Annotated in this window: 19 protein-coding genes and 1 tRNA gene; 6 read left to right on the top strand and 14 right to left on the bottom strand. The window is 58.3% G+C overall.

The genetic code is table 11. The features are described from left to right. Nucleotides 1-80: 80 nt before the first annotated feature. From rbfA to HUW52_RS27555, 6 genes are all read left to right on the top strand, one after another. On the top strand, nt 81-482 hold the full coding sequence (gene rbfA, locus HUW52_RS27580) for a 30S ribosome-binding factor RbfA (protein ID WP_016986495.1): 402 nt from the start codon (nt 81-83) through the stop codon (nt 480-482). 4 nt (nt 483-486) lie between these two features. Beyond that, the gene (truB, locus tag HUW52_RS27575; protein ID WP_008088346.1) at nt 487-1,404 is read left to right on the top strand and encodes a tRNA pseudouridine(55) synthase TruB; all 918 of its coding nucleotides are present in this window, start codon (nt 487-489) and stop codon (nt 1,402-1,404) included. A gap of 142 nt (nt 1,405-1,546) precedes the next feature. Continuing rightward, complete coding sequence (rpsO, locus tag HUW52_RS27570) at nt 1,547-1,816, top strand: 30S ribosomal protein S15 (RefSeq protein WP_003177875.1); 270 nt, start codon at nt 1,547-1,549, stop codon at nt 1,814-1,816. 193 nt (nt 1,817-2,009) lie between these two features. Beyond that, nucleotides 2,010-4,115 carry a polyribonucleotide nucleotidyltransferase gene (pnp, locus tag HUW52_RS27565; protein WP_016986494.1) on the top strand — a complete coding sequence of 702 codons (2,106 nt, stop codon included), beginning with the start codon at nt 2,010-2,012 and terminating at the stop codon, nt 4,113-4,115. 129 nt (nt 4,116-4,244) lie between these two features. Further along, a tRNA-Thr gene (locus HUW52_RS27560) sits at nt 4,245-4,320 on the top strand. 162 nt (nt 4,321-4,482) lie between these two features. Next, nucleotides 4,483-5,715 (top strand): integrase arm-type DNA-binding domain-containing protein, encoded by a 1,233-nt coding sequence (locus HUW52_RS27555; protein WP_175555411.1) that lies wholly within the window; start codon nt 4,483-4,485, stop codon nt 5,713-5,715. Here the strand turns inward: HUW52_RS27555 and HUW52_RS27550 are convergent. The 14 genes from HUW52_RS27550 to HUW52_RS27485 all read right to left on the bottom strand — a co-directional run bounded on the left by HUW52_RS27550 (nt 5,685) and on the right by HUW52_RS27485 (nt 14,291). Further along, on the bottom strand, nt 5,685-5,939 hold the full coding sequence (locus HUW52_RS27550) for an AlpA family transcriptional regulator (protein WP_175555410.1): 255 nt from the start codon (nt 5,937-5,939) through the stop codon (nt 5,685-5,687). The genes HUW52_RS27555 and HUW52_RS27550 overlap by 31 nt on opposite strands. Continuing rightward, a complete protein-coding gene (locus HUW52_RS27545; RefSeq protein ID WP_175555409.1) occupies nt 5,936-6,613 on the bottom strand; it encodes a hypothetical protein in 678 nt (225 codons plus the stop codon). Before HUW52_RS27545 ends, HUW52_RS27550 begins: the two co-directional genes overlap by 4 nt. Beyond that, nucleotides 6,610-6,816, bottom strand: coding sequence for a hypothetical protein (locus HUW52_RS27540; RefSeq protein ID WP_175555408.1), 207 nt, complete (start codon nt 6,814-6,816; stop codon nt 6,610-6,612). The genes HUW52_RS27545 and HUW52_RS27540 overlap by 4 nt, the downstream gene beginning before the upstream one ends. After that, a complete protein-coding gene (locus tag HUW52_RS27535; RefSeq protein WP_175555407.1) occupies nt 6,809-7,384 on the bottom strand; it encodes a hypothetical protein in 576 nt (191 codons plus the stop codon). The genes HUW52_RS27540 and HUW52_RS27535 overlap by 8 nt, the downstream gene beginning before the upstream one ends. Before the next feature lie 264 nt (nt 7,385-7,648). Next, nucleotides 7,649-7,990 (bottom strand): hypothetical protein, encoded by a 342-nt coding sequence (locus tag HUW52_RS30545; RefSeq protein ID WP_256667879.1) that lies wholly within the window; start codon nt 7,988-7,990, stop codon nt 7,649-7,651. Between the two features lie 43 nt (nt 7,991-8,033). Further along, entirely contained in the window at nt 8,034-8,957 is a 924-nt protein-coding gene (locus HUW52_RS27525) for a DNA cytosine methyltransferase (protein ID WP_175555406.1), read from the bottom strand. A 6-nt stretch (nt 8,958-8,963) separates the two neighbouring features. Continuing rightward, on the bottom strand, nt 8,964-10,124 hold the full coding sequence (locus tag HUW52_RS27520; protein ID WP_175555405.1) for an RNA-directed DNA polymerase: 1,161 nt from the start codon (nt 10,122-10,124) through the stop codon (nt 8,964-8,966). 211 nt (nt 10,125-10,335) lie between these two features. Then, a complete protein-coding gene (locus HUW52_RS27515; protein ID WP_175555404.1) occupies nt 10,336-10,692 on the bottom strand; it encodes a four helix bundle protein in 357 nt (118 codons plus the stop codon). A gap of 54 nt (nt 10,693-10,746) precedes the next feature. Further along, a complete protein-coding gene (locus tag HUW52_RS27510; RefSeq protein ID WP_175555403.1) occupies nt 10,747-11,367 on the bottom strand; it encodes a DUF1566 domain-containing protein in 621 nt (206 codons plus the stop codon). Nucleotides 11,368-11,444: 77 nt separating this feature from the next. Beyond that, complete coding sequence (locus HUW52_RS27505; RefSeq protein WP_175555402.1) at nt 11,445-12,056, bottom strand: DUF1566 domain-containing protein; 612 nt, start codon at nt 12,054-12,056, stop codon at nt 11,445-11,447. Nucleotides 12,057-12,081: 25 nt separating this feature from the next. Further along, entirely contained in the window at nt 12,082-12,696 is a 615-nt protein-coding gene (locus HUW52_RS27500) for a 3'-5' exonuclease (RefSeq protein WP_175555401.1), read from the bottom strand. A 61-nt stretch (nt 12,697-12,757) separates the two neighbouring features. Continuing rightward, nucleotides 12,758-12,979, bottom strand: coding sequence for a hypothetical protein (locus HUW52_RS27495; protein WP_175555400.1), 222 nt, complete (start codon nt 12,977-12,979; stop codon nt 12,758-12,760). Between the two features lie 28 nt (nt 12,980-13,007). Continuing rightward, nucleotides 13,008-14,081: a DNA translocase FtsK gene (locus HUW52_RS27490; protein WP_175555399.1), complete on the bottom strand. Its 1,074-nt coding sequence runs from the start codon at nt 14,079-14,081 to the stop codon at nt 13,008-13,010. A 9-nt stretch (nt 14,082-14,090) separates the two neighbouring features. Continuing rightward, on the bottom strand, nt 14,091-14,291 hold the full coding sequence (locus HUW52_RS27485; RefSeq protein WP_175555398.1) for a hypothetical protein: 201 nt from the start codon (nt 14,289-14,291) through the stop codon (nt 14,091-14,093). Nucleotide 14,292: the final 1 nt, after the last annotated feature.

Below are 14,292 nucleotides of genomic sequence, written 5' to 3'. Positions count from 1 at the left end.
TCTGGCTTTTGTCAGGCCGGGCGTTTGCCGCTTTCAGACCTGGCGGGTTTCACCGCCGGGCAGTAACAGGTAACAAAATCATGGCAAAAGAATACAGCCGTACCCAACGTATCGGCGATCAGATGCAGCGTGAGCTGGCTCAACTGATCCGTCGCGAAGTCAAAGATCCACGTGTGGGTCTGGTCACCATTACCGCAGTGGAAGTCAGCCGTGACGTCGGTCATGCGAAGATTTTCATCACCGTGATGGGGCAGGACAACGCTGAAGACATCGCGCAAAGTATCAAGGTGCTCAATTCCGCCGCAGGCTTCCTGCGCATGCAATTGGCCCGTGAAATGAAACTGCGCAGCGTGCCGCAATTGCACTTCCACTACGACGAATCCGTTGTCCGTGGTGCGCACCTGTCGGCGCTGATCGAGCGTGCCGTGGCTGAAGACAATCAGCATCCGGTCGTTGCTGAACCTGAAGACACCAAGGAGTAATTCGGTGGCTCAGGTCAAACGTATCCGTCGTAACGTCAGTGGCATCATCCTGCTCGACAAACCGTTGGGGTTCACCTCCAACGCCGCGTTGCAGAAGGTTCGCTGGCTGCTCAATGCCGAGAAGGCCGGTCACACCGGCAGCCTCGATCCATTGGCCACCGGCGTCTTGCCGTTGTGCTTTGGTGAAGCGACCAAGTTTTCGCAGTACCTGCTCGATTCCGACAAGGCTTATGAAACCCTGGCGCAACTGGGCAAGACCACCACCACGGCCGATGCCGAAGGTGAGGTTTTGCAGGAGCGCCCGGTGACCGTTGGTCGCGCCGATGTCGAAGCGGCATTGCCGAAATTTCGTGGGCAAATCAGTCAGATACCGCCGATGTACTCGGCGCTCAAGCGTGATGGCCAGCCGCTGTACAAGTTGGCGCGTGCAGGCGAAGTAGTGGAGCGCGAACCGCGTTCTGTTACTATTGCGCGCTTGGAATTACTGGCCTTCGAAGGCGATACTGCGCGACTTGCGGTGGACTGCAGCAAAGGCACCTATATTCGCACCCTGGTGGAGGATATCGGTGAGCAACTCGGTTGTGGTGCGTACGTCGCTGAATTGCGCCGTACCCAGGCCGGGCCTTTCACTTTGGCGCAGACCGTTACCCTCGAAGAGCTGGAAGCGGTACATGCCGAAGGCGGCAACGAAGCGGTGGATCGCTTCCTGATGCCATCGGACAGCGGCTTGCAGGATTGGCCGTTGCTGCACTTCTCCGAAGCGAGTGCGTTCTACTGGCTCAACGGCCAGCCGGTACGTGCCCCGGATGCTCCGAAGTTCGGCATGGTACGGGTACAGGATCACAATGGTCGCTTCATCGGCATCGGTGAAGTGAGCGAAGACGGGCGCATCGCGCCGCGTCGACTGATTCGGTCGGAATGACCGAAACCGGTCTGTGTCAAAGCAGGCTGGCGAGGGTGGCTGTTAACAGGCACGGTCACTACTCATTTATAGATACAGGGATTTGTCCCTGGCCTGTTGAAGCTGTTTCTTTGAAACAGTTTCCTGATAAAAGGATTGCCTCATGGCTCTCGACGTTCAAGAAAAAGCTCAAATCGTTGCTGACTACCAGCAAGCTGTTGGTGACACTGGTTCGCCAGAAGTGCAAGTTGCACTGCTGACCCACAACATCAACAAGCTGCAAGGTCACTTCAAGGCCAACGGTAAAGATCACCACTCCCGTCGTGGTCTGATCCGCATGGTAAACCAGCGTCGCAAGCTGCTGGACTACCTGAAAGGCAAGGATCTGGGTCGTTACCAGACTCTGATCGGTCGCCTGGGTCTGCGTCGCTAATCAGCGATTGCGCTATGAGGTTGGTTGTCTGTCGGACGTCTTCGGTTTACCGCAGACGCCTTGCAGGCTCCCAGCCTCAAGTTTTATCTGGATACACGTTTTACCCCGGACAACGGTTGGGCCGATTCCCGACATTGCCCAAGAATTCGCAAGAAACCAGTTCCCCCAAGAGCCACAAAGAAGGTAGGACACCGTGAACCCGGTAATCAAAAAATTCCAGTTCGGTCAATCGACCGTTACCCTCGAGACTGGCCGTATCGCCCGTCAGGCCTCCGGCGCAGTATTGGTCACCGTTGACGACGACGTCAGCGTATTGGTGACTGTAGTCGGTGCAAAACAAGCCGATCCAGGCAAGGGCTTCTTCCCTCTGTCCGTTCACTACCAGGAAAAGACTTACGCTGCCGGTAAGATCCCTGGCGGTTTCTTCAAGCGTGAAGGCCGTCCTTCCGAGAAAGAAACCCTGACTTCCCGACTGATCGACCGTCCGATCCGTCCGCTGTTCCCAGAAGGCTTCATGAACGAAGTGCAGGTTGTCTGCACCGTCGTTTCCACCAGCAAGAAGACCGATCCGGACATCGCTGCGATGATCGGTACCTCGGCTGCCCTGGCCATCTCGGGCATCCCGTTCGACGGCCCGATCGGCGCCGCTCGCGTTGCTTTCCACGAAAGCACCGGCTATCTGCTGAACCCGACCTACGAGCAGCAAGCTGCTTCGAGTCTGGACATGGTCGTTGCCGGTACTTCCGACGCCGTGCTGATGGTTGAATCGGAAGCCAAAGAGCTGACCGAAGACCAGATGCTGGGCGCGGTACTGTTTGCTCACGACGAATTCCAGGTTGTGATCAACGCGGTTAAAGAACTGGCCGCTGAAGCTGCCAAGCCAACCTGGACCTGGGCTCCTGCGCCAGAAGCCACCGAACTGCTGGGCGCGATCCGTGCCGAGTTCGGCGATGCGATCTCCCAGGCTTACACCATCACCGTCAAGGCCGACCGTTATGCGCGTCTGGGCGAGCTGAAGGATCAGGTCGTTGCCAAGCTGTCCGGTGAAGAAGGCCAGCCTTCGTCCAGCGAAGTCAAAGCCGCTTTCGGCGAAATCGAATACCGCACCGTTCGCGAAAACATCGTAAACGGCAAGCCACGTATCGACGGCCGCGACACCAAGACCGTACGTCCGCTGAACATCGAAGTCGGCGTTCTGCCGAAGACTCACGGTTCGGCGCTGTTCACCCGTGGTGAAACCCAGGCTCTGGTCGTTGCAACACTGGGCACCGCCCGTGACGCACAACTGCTGGACACCCTGGAAGGCGAGAAAAAAGACCCGTTCATGCTGCACTACAACTTCCCTCCGTTCTCGGTGGGCGAGTGTGGTCGCATGGGTGGCGCTGGTCGTCGTGAAATCGGTCACGGCCGTCTGGCCCGTCGTTCGGTTTCGGCCATGCTGCCAGCCGCTGACGTGTTCCCGTACACCATCCGTGTGGTTTCGGAAATCACCGAATCCAACGGTTCGAGCTCGATGGCTTCCGTTTGCGGCGCTTCCCTGGCCCTGATGGACGCTGGTGTACCGATGAAGGCGCCGGTTGCCGGTATCGCCATGGGTCTGGTTAAAGAAGGCGAGAAGTTCGCCGTCCTGACCGACATCCTCGGTGACGAAGATCACCTAGGCGATATGGACTTCAAAGTAGCCGGTACCGCCAAAGGTGTTACCGCGCTGCAGATGGACATCAAGATCAAGGGCATCACCGAAGAAATCATGGAAATCGCTCTGGGCCAAGCCCTGGAAGCGCGCCTGAACATCCTCGGTCAGATGAACCAGATCATCGGCCAGTCGCGTACCGAACTGTCGGCCAACGCTCCGACCATGATCGCGATGAAGATCGACACCGACAAGATCCGTGACGTTATCGGTAAAGGTGGCGCGACCATCCGTGCGATCTGTGAAGAAACCAAGGCTTCGATCGACATCGAAGACGACGGTTCGATCAAGATCTTCGGTGAAACCAAGGAAGCCGCTGAAGCAGCACGTCAGCGCGTTCTGGGCATCACCGCTGAAGCCGAGATCGGCAAGATCTACGTGGGCAAGGTTGAGCGCATCGTCGACTTCGGCGCATTCGTCAACATCCTGCCGGGCAAGGACGGTCTGGTGCACATCTCGATGCTGAGCGACGCTCGCGTAGAGAAAGTGACCGACATCCTGAAAGAAGGCCAGGAAGTGGAAGTGCTGGTACTGGACGTGGACAACCGCGGCCGTATCAAGCTGTCCATCAAAGACGTGGCAGCGGCCAAGGCTTCGGGCGTTTAATCACCCCCAGGCTTTAGCGCAATAAAAATGCCCCGCCGTGTAAACGGTGGGGCATTTTTTTGTCTGCGAAATATCGGAACATTCTGTGAAGTTGCCGGACTTCAAGACCGGTGCTAGGTTTAGCCCACCGCCCGTGTAGCTCAGCCGGTAGAGCAGCGCACTCGTAACGCGAAGGTCGCAGGTTCGATTCCTGTCTCGGGCACCAAATCTACTTTCGCCAGTGTTCGGCGACTTTCACACCCTCCTAAAATAGGACGAAGATTGCGGCCTTTTTCTTTCGCGCTCTTTCGCATTCTTTCGCTGCGTGCCGCGCATTTTTAGTACATCATTCAGCACTCTCCCGTTCGAGTGACTTGGTGATGTACTAATGCCCCTCACTGATACCGCTGTTCGACAGGCCAAACCGGCCGAAAAAGACTTCACCCTCACGGATGGCAGCGGCCTATCCCTCTTTGTTGCCAGCAATGGCACCAAGTCCTGGCACTTCAGGTATTCCTGGCACGGCAAGCAGCCGCGCATGTCGCTGGGCACCTATCCCGAAATAACCTTGAAGGAAGCCCGTGAGTTGCGGGACCAGCACCGGTCGCTTGTGGCCAAAGGCATCGATCCTCGATCGCAGCGGCGCGAGGAAAAGCGTGTCGCCGCCGGCAACGCCGTCAAGACGTTCGAAGTGGTCGCCAACGAATGGCACAAATTCAAATCACCTCGGGTTGCCGAGGCAAAAAAGGGTGCCGCCTATCAGTCGCGCTTCTACCTGGACAAGGACCTGATCCCGGTGCTGGGCAGGATCCCGATCGTGGATGTCCGCCGTGGTGACGTGCTGACCGCGCTCCGCAGGATTGAGGGTCGAGGCTCGCTGAACTCTGCACGCAAGTGCCGCGCTTGGCTGAACGAGATATTCCGGTTCGGCATTGCGTCGGGCTATCTGGAAATGAACCCGGCGTCTGACCTCGACATCGTGGCCGCCAAAGAGCCACCGGTGAAGCACAACCCAATGCTGCGCCAGCATCAGTTAAAGAAATTTCTGCATGATCTGCGGACTTTCGATGGCGCGGCTGGGTATGTGAAGAGTGCCATCAGGATTCTGTTACTGACCGGCGTGCGTACCGGCGAGGTGCGTCAAGCGACGATCAGCCAGTTTGACCTGGATAACGCGCTGTGGACGATCCCGGCCGACACAGTGAAGCAATTGCGGAAGGTGATTCGTAGCAAGGGAGGGGATGAAGTACCGCCGTATCTGGTGCCACTGTCGCGGCAGGCGGTTGAAGAGGTGCGCAAGGTGCATAAGTTGACCGGCTGCTACAAGCTGCTGATCGCTGGCCGGAACGAGCCGACCAAGCCTATTAGCGACAACACGGTCAACAATGCATTGAAGCGCATGGGGTATGAAGACCAACTGACCGGGCACGGGATCCGTGCCACGATTTCAACGGCCTTGAACGAGATGGGTTACAACGAGGATTGGATCGAGGCGCAGCTTTCGCATGCGAGTTCAAGCAAGGTCAGGAAGACCTACAACCACGCGGAATACGTGGAACAGCGGCGGGGAATGATGCAGGACTGGGCTGACTACTTGGACGCGCTGGAAGCCGAAGCCTGATCCTGCGTGCCACGGGCGGCGGCTATCTGTGCGTGGTTCCATTGCAGAACCTCGGACTTGATCCAGCCCACGGAGCGGCCGCCCAGTGGTACCTGTTTCGGGAACAGGCCTTGGCTGGCCATGGTGTAAATCTTGGTGGTGCCCAAGCTGGTCAGCTTCTTCACCTCAGGCAGGCGGATGAATTCGACCGGCTCGTCTGGCAGGTCTTGACGTTCGGTGTTCATGGGTTCACCTCGGTTGAAGGTTTGTTGTTGAGTACAGCGATGATCAGTGCGCGACCGGCGGCGATAACGTCAGGCTTTGCCGTGTCGAACACGTAACCGCCGTCGGCGGCATAAATGTGCTCGCGCATCGCATCAAGAATCTGATCGTCAGATAGAGTCACCGCGACCGGCGTTGGCAGGGCGGTGAAAAGGGCTACAGATGGCTTTCCGCGAGATGGGTTACCTGCGCCATCTGTAGCCCAGATGGTTGCCCATCCAGAAGTTTTGTTTTCCAGCCATTTTTCGTATGGCTGATCAACGTACCCGAACGGTTCACCCTTCACACTCTCTAGCTCCTGCACGCGCGTTTGCAGCTGGGCGATGGTAGATTGCAGGGCGGCGACTTCGGGCGCGTGATTTTCACGGTATAGAGGTTCGAGCTTATTTCCGTTTCCGTCAGCTTTGGACTGGCCGGTTTTGATGTACTTGTCCGCATCTAATCTGAGCCTAAATAGTTTCGCGCCAACCTCCCAGCCCCGTATGAAAGAGCTATCGGTAGTGGGCTCTTGCCGCTCGACCGCTGGCGCACCGCCGAGACCGTTACATGCCGTGCAGGTGTGGCCGGCGCCGTCGTACTCTTTTCCGCTGCCAAGGCAGGTCTCGCACACGCCGTCAATCGTTGGGTTATTGGTCATTGCTTGGCCTCGTACTCTTTTGCAAGACGGATCAAATCTGACGCCTTGACTTGGAATTTATGGATTGTCGTGCCGCCGCCCCATGGCTTTGGCCCCGCAACACGCTCGCCTGTATCGAAGTCCCCGATGCAAAGGCAATTGCCTTCAACCCCACGGACCACCTCGACCAGTACATGGCCTTCGCGCAGTTTTTCCTTACTCATGACTTTCTGCCTGCGGATTGGAATCGTCAGCCTTTACCGCCACAGCTTTCCCGCAGGAGTGGCAAAAGTTCATGCCGTTCTCGACCGGCCCTTCTTCATGAAAGGACCAGAAGACCCCGCAGGAGCTGTGCCAGGTGCCAACGCCATCTTCGTCAGTCCACTCACACGTACCGTTGCGCTCATCAAGTTGCTGCTCTGGCACAGCAACATCTGGGAGATCACGCTCAAACATTCCTTCTTTCTTTAGAGGTCCCTCGCATAACCATCCAGACATATTGATGGATTTCAGCTTTTTGATTGTTTTCCCAACAAATTCGAAAGGCTCGGTTCCGTCCGCGTTGTAGCCAACAAATTGGCAGCCTTCGATGTGCAGGGACGGAAACTCATCAATCTGTTGCTCTGCCGCAGTCAGCCGATCCTGCAGAGCAACCTCCCGCTGTTTTGCTTGTGCCTGGCGATCATCGAAGTCGGCGGCGCGAACCCACAGGCCCGGTTCATTTTTGGCCACGGCCTGTTTCAGTGACTCGGCCAGAGCGTCTCTGGCGAGATAGCGAATTACTCCGTCCATTTCAGTACCCTCAGCAAAATAGTTGGGCCAGCGCCAGCAGGCACAGGCCGTATTCAAGTAGTTGTTGGAACATTGTTGTTCTCCCGCTCGGCATGCTCGCGCTGCCGAGCCCTGCTGCATTTTTCGTGGTTGCCGACGTGGCGGGGTCTGTTGCACTTGTCGCAGCGTGCGGTGAACTCCATAACGCCGGCGTTGAGCTTGCCGGTGCTGGTCATCGCCACGGCCCTCGATAGATGTGTTGGAGCATGAAGAGGGTGGAGAGGATCATGCCGCCCCCTTCAACACATCGATGACGATCTTCACACCACTGGCCACGCTGGATGGCTGAACCGCTGCGTACCGAATCAGATCAGCAATGGCCTTTTCTCTGACGGGTGCGCGCCGGACGGATGCGCCAAGTGCACGGACGAACTCAAGGGCGTACCGCTTGCCCTCTAGTTCCATGACGCGGTTGATCGGGCCGGTGATCTCCAGCTGTGGGAGCGGGGCCGGGCCAAATGCGCGCTTATCCTCAGCCGTAGCCTGTGTTTGCTGGGCTTTCGCTGTAGGAGCGGACAGGGCTTTGCCGAGGGCGCGAGCAAGCGCCTCGTTTGCGAGTGAGTTCATGGGGTTCCCTATGCCGGGGCATACCCGGGCTGTGGAGGATGGGTTATGCGGCTGCTTTCAGAGCTTCGATGATTCGCTGGCCGGCGAGTGGCGGAACAGCGTTGCCGGCCATGTGCATGGTCAGTCGGTGGTTATCAGGGCGCAGCGTGTCGGCTGGGAATGACATTGCGGCAAGTGCTTCGTTTGCACTGAGCATCCGCATCTCATCGCCGCGCACCAAGGCCCAACGGTCGAGCGTAGTAATGGTGCCGATCGGCCGGTTGATATCGCGACCGGTAAGCCCTGAGCCCTTGCCGTAGTAGGGCATGATGAACTGATCGCCGAATCGCTCTCGACCGTTGCGCACCCGGTCCAAAGTGGCCTGCGCGCGCCCTGGCTTCTCGATCGATGACCAGCGCCCAGCGTCAAACTGGAGGAAGCTGGCGGCGGGAACGTGCTGGCGCCGGTGCAGCTCGAGCATCAGCGGCGATTTGCTTCGGGTACAGACCAGGAACAGGCGCACGCGGTGCTGTGGCACGCCGAGATCGGCGCAGTCGACTACATGCGGCGCGATCATGTAGCCCAACGCTGCCATGGCCTGCGACCAGGCTGGATACAGCGCCCAGTCCGTGAACTCTTCGACGTTTTCGACCAGCACCACTTCCGGCTTGTGGTACTCGGCGGCGGACACAACGGCCCATGCTGTCGATCTGGATGCATCGTGCTGTGCATTGCCTGACTTCTTGCCCCGGGCTTTCGAATGCCCCTGGCAGCAGGGTGACGCGAGCATGATGTCGTGAGCTGGGACCTTCGACCAATCCGCCTGATGCAGGTCTTGGCAGATATGAATGGCTTCCGGATGGTTGGCGCTGTGCCATTCCACGGCGACCGGCCAGTGGTTTGCCGCCCAGATAACGTCGATGCCGGCATTGCGGGCACCGGTGGACCATCCGCCTAGGCCGGCGAACAAATCAATTGCTGTTGTCATGGTGTGTTACCGCTTCTTGAAGGTTTTGGTCAGTGCCGCGTTGACGCTGTTGCCTCGCAACAGAACCACGCGAGCGATGGCTGCCCGATCTTTCTGGCTGTGACTGGCTTGTCCTAGAAGACCGAAGTAGCTGTTGGCGGTTTCGCGAAGATCCTCGGCGGATGCTGCAGCGACTCGCTTCAGTGCTTGGGCCAGCGATCGCTTACGCGTTGATCGCCGCCATGGCTTTATGACGTGGCCGACGAAGTCAACACCGCGATCCACCGGCTGCAAGATTGTCTTGCTGGGATTGAGCTTGGCGCCAAGTTGCGGAAGGAACGCTTCGACCTGCTCGCGCCACTTATTCAGCTGTTGCGGCGATTCATGCAGGAATACAAAGTCATCGACGTAGCGAACGTAATGCTTGGCGCCGAGCTTGTGCTTGGCGAACTGGTCCAACGCGTCGAGGTAGACATTGGCGAAGAACTGCGAAGACAGGTTGCCGATCGGCAAGCCGAGGTACGCCGGCTGTGCGGTCAGGCGCTTGTGCTGCGGTACCCGGTTGAGCAGATGGGCCGGGCTGCGTACTTCGTAATCTTCGCGAGGGTCGTGCATCAGGATCGTTTCGGCCAGTGACAGCCACCAGGGTTCGGTGATCTGCTTCGCCAGTTGCTGGCGCAGCACCTGCTTATCGATCGCAACGAAGAAGTTGGCCAGGTCGCACTTGAGATAGAACATCGGCTTCGACCAATTCTGACTGGCGCTGCGAATCTTCGCCTCAAGGCGCTTCGCGGCGTACAACGTGCCGCGCCCAGGGATGCATGCGCAACTGTCCGCTATGAAGCTGGCGTAGAAGCGCGGTGCCACACGGTTGTACAGCAGGTGGTGGACAACGCGGTCCCGAAATGCAGCGGCCCACACCTCGCGTGCTTTCGGTCGTGTGACTACGAAACATATCGAGCGGCCTGGCCGGTAAGTGCCGGCGATCAGGTCGTCGTGTAGGCCGATCAGGTTCTTTTCCAGATCCATCTCGAAGGCCAATGCACTGGCGCTGTTGCGCTTCGTGCGACGGCAGTCGTAGTAGGCTTGAACAAGTTCGCTGAACGGGTAGGGGCCAACAGTCGAATCTGCGGACGGGGCGGACGCGGAGCTCGTTGTTCTTGTCGTTGTTGTTCTGATTGCCATCATCGAAGTTCATGTTGAATGCGTTGTTGGCGGAGCGCTGCGACCTATCGTGCTATCTACGTTGCCAAGCCGAAGGCAGAGCCGATCAGCGAGGAAACTGCGCAAGACCTACACGGACGCTTTAGACCGGCGGTATCTTTAGTGCGCATGGCGGTGGCCCAGAGGCCAGCGGCACGACCAGATTCAATTCGCACAGATCTGAAAGCCGTAACTCTCAGATGGCGGGCGCGGTTGGGGTAGAGCGTTTCCAGGCGTTTGCCTGTTTGCCGATTGAGGTGGTTACCTCGATGGCCGTGGCATGCTGCGGGACACTGATGAATCGACTGTCCTTGAACAGCCTCATCAGGAACTCGATCACCTGAACCTTCTCGACCAGCAATGTGAGGTGCGGGCGCTTGTCCGGCGTTGAGTTGGCTCGGGCAATGAGCATCAGCACATCGATGCACTCATCAATGACGCGCTTGCCCAATGACTGCTTGAGGTCTCGCGGAATGTTCCGGGTCAGGTTTGTGGCCATCTGGAGCAGACCGAGCGAGACTTTGTAAATCTGCAAATCCGTATGCATTGCCATGAGGCGAGCTCTCCAAGAGCAACCGGCCGCAAGCGGCCGGATTGAATAAACGAATTAATCAATCAATTGACTGCGGACGGGGCGGACGCGGAGCTCGAGGTACTTGCCGCCGCTGGCCTGACCGCCACCATCGAAGCCCATGAAGAAAGCGAGGTCGGCGGAGCGCTGCGAACTCGACCAGTAAGCGCGCGGCTGGAAGGCTTCTGCGCCACGATGCTGGAAAGCAGCGATCGAGGTCTGAGCAGGTGAATCTTCAGTGTGCAGAAGGCCGACAGGCTCACTATTCGGATTGTCGCCACTGCGCGAGTACTGCCAGTTCACTTCAGTAGTCGGCTTGAAGTGGCGGTACTGCAATTCCTGCACGTCGCGTGCTGGGATTGCCCAGTCGTTGAAGCCGCCCATATCCAAAGCCAGTACCTGCTGTGCCAGCTCGCTGCCGGCGGCTGCCATCGCTTCCGTGTTTGCGCGGCTATCTGTGAAGCTGTCGGCACCTGCGATCTTCTCGCCGTACTCGCCCCACTTCCCAACCAGTTCATGCGATGCATATGCGGTGATGTTCAGATAACGCTTACCGGTTTCCGGATCGCGGGTGATGCCGGAGAAGAAGCCGCCGCCGAAGGGCTGGCCGATCTCTGGGATGGTCACTGCTGGCGCTGCTTTATCAATTGCGGACATGGTCTTTCCTCTTTTTTAAGGCAACAAAAAAGGCGCTATTGCGCCCGGTGCCGGATCAAGAACGGATGAATGAAGGATTAAATAAAGAATCTGCGGACGGGGCGGACGCGGAGCTCGAGGTGCTTGCCGAGGTCGTACTGATAGCCATCATCGAAGTACATGTAGAATGCGCCGTTGGCGGAGCGCTGCGTTGACGACCAGTACCAGGTGTCCTTGGCGAACAACTCGGGCACGTTCACCCAGCAGTGATACAGCTCTGCACAGGCCGGCAGGTAGAAGTCGTGATGCCCTTCAGCCTGGTACTCGGCGCACGCATCGGCAGCCGGATACTTGCGTTCATCGTCATTGCCAATGAGCGTCTGCGTATTGGTGTAGCCGTCGGTCTTGCTGAGGCCTTCAACCTCGATCCCGCGCCTGCCCCACTCAAAGCTGCCCGCGTCTTTCGCTGCGACGATCAAATAGTGCGCAGGAACGTCGCCACGTGCCGGTACCAGGCCGCCGTTGTATCCGCCTTGCTCTGGCCACTCGGCGCCGAGTGCTGGGACCACATTCGAAGTCTGCGGTTGAACAGGAGCCGCAGGCGGCAGAGCTTGGGCGAACAGCCCCGCAATCAGCAGCTGAACGAGCCTTTCAGGCGTGGCCTTCATTTTGAAGCCATCGGCCTCGATTGAAATCTTATTGGCTTTCATCTTGATTCCTTCGGTTGTGGTGGGCTTAAGCCACCTGAGCAGGCGGGTTCATGGCGAAGTAGATGCGGGCGCAGGCCTCGGTGTCTGGCCGTGCGCGGTGGCCGCCGACCAATACTTCACCGGTGAAGTGCAGCAAGGCCTCGGCGACAGTCGGGTTCTTGTACATGCCTGGGCGCCCGAAGCCGGCGCGGATCATCTTTTCGGTCGGCGGGCATTTCACGATGTTCTTACTGCTCTGGCAGGTGCAGTAGCCGGGCGTCTGCTTGAATGCGTCCGCCGCGTCTTTACCGCGATAGCGCGATAGCGCGATGCGCATGATGCGGTCGTCGAAGTTGATGTTGTGGGCGATGCGCAGGCCGGCGCGTTCGTGGATGGCCATGAAGCCGTCCAGCGCCTCGGCTTCCGGGATGCCCGTGTCCATGGCCATTTCGGTGGTGATGCCGTGGATCACCGCGACTTCGTTGGGGATCACCCAGCCATCAGGGCGAACCATTGCTTCGAAGGAATCGACCAGCGCGCCGTTGGCGTCGTAGGCCAGAATGCAGATATCCACCAGGTGCGGCTGGCGCGGGTCGTCGCTCGGTTCTTTGAACAGCGGCAGGCCGGTGGTTTCGGTGTCATACGGGGTGAGCAGATTCATGGGCTTTTCTCCAGTCGAAAAGAAGGCGCCCGTAGGCGCCTGTGATGTTTCGGGGGATTGTTCAGTCGATGAAGCGGATTTCGTTCAGGTGTGCGTTTTCGACGGTTCCGTCTGGCAACTCAACGATTGCCACAGAGTAGTTGCCTGGGCCTGCCTCGAACTCTTCATACGCTGTACCGAACTGGTGAAACGTCGCTGTTACAATCTCATCTTCTGCCCAGTGACCACGAACACCTTCGGATGGCTGAACCCATTTTTTTCGCTTCAGTTCAACTTGTCGCATCAGCTGTACTCCTATTGCGCGGGATGGGTTAAACGACGTCTTCCAGCGTGGCGATCACCTTGTAGCTGTGCTCAAGCGCTGATTCGCCCTCGGCTTCGACGGCAACCACCTTGTCGTCGAGCAGGCGCAGCAGCAGCGATGCCACCTTGTCGCTGTCAATCGCCAGCCGGCTCTGTACCCAGTGGGCCTTAAAGGCTTTGGTGCCGGCCTTGAGCACGATCAGTTGCTTGGCGTCGTCGTAGCTGAAGTCGCCGAACTCTTTGGTTTCCGTATCGACAAGGCCGAAGTTTTGATCCTCAGCATTGCCTTCTGCCTCAGCACCACCTTTGATTTCGAAGACGTTGCCGCCATCGATCGCAACAGCGGCGCCTGACTCGACCATTGCATTGAGCATCTGCGATGCCCGCTCGTTGCTGATGCTCAGCGCTCCGGCAATTGCCGCCGCGCCCAGCCGGCCGTAGGCAATCAACTGTTCCACGGCTTCGTTGTAGAGCGGGTCTTTGCTGCCGATCTGGTCATCGTCGACCCCGCCGGATTTGCCAGCATTCACCAGCGCGTTCAATTCTTCTTCAGTGCCCAGAGGGTGTTTCACTCCGTCTGGCTCATCTGGTCCGGTACCACCGCCGAACAGACCGCCGGTCAAGTTGCTGACGTGCAGCGGCAAGTCTCGTTGATCGCGCTCTACCGTGAGACTGTCCAAGCCTTCGGCGTAATCGTTTGGTGCCAGCACCAGCAGGCATAGTTTCCCGGCTACGTCGATCAGCCCATGGCGGTTCGGGTCTTGCGCATCGATGGTCGCGGTAACCGTGATGCTTTTTGCCTTGAACTTGGCGTCGGCCACCGTCAACGGGATGGTGTCGACGCTGCGAGACGAGATGATTCCCACGGCCGTGTAAACCGCCGTGGTCACTTTCTCTGTGACGCGGTCGGTTACTTCTTGGCGCTGGCCTTCGTTCAACTTGCTGTACGGTGCGGCAATGTTCTGCCATTCGAACATTGCGGCGTCGACCAGGTCGCGCACCAGTAGCTCGTGGGCCAGAACCGAAGGCATGACGCCATGCCGCTTCGCACGCTCAATGGCTTCCATGTGTTCAATTTTCATATTTGACCCTCAGTGCTTGGCGATGCGCTCAAGCTTCGATTGTTGAGCCGGGCTCAGGTTGGTGTGGGCGCCGAAACGCTTGAAGTTGGCGCGCATGCTTTCGACGAACTCCAGTTCCCAGCCGCCGCTGGCGTGCAGCTCAGCGGCGACGAGAATGGCCATGAATTCCTCGACACTGTCGTAGATGTCGAGGACGGATTGAGCAGCCATG

This window comes from Pseudomonas sp. 43A (genome assembly GCF_013363935.1).
Classification (GTDB): domain Bacteria; phylum Pseudomonadota; class Gammaproteobacteria; order Pseudomonadales; family Pseudomonadaceae; genus Aquipseudomonas; species Aquipseudomonas crudilactis.
Note: the sequence above shows the minus strand (reverse complement) of the source record. Positions and strands in the feature narration are given on the sequence as shown.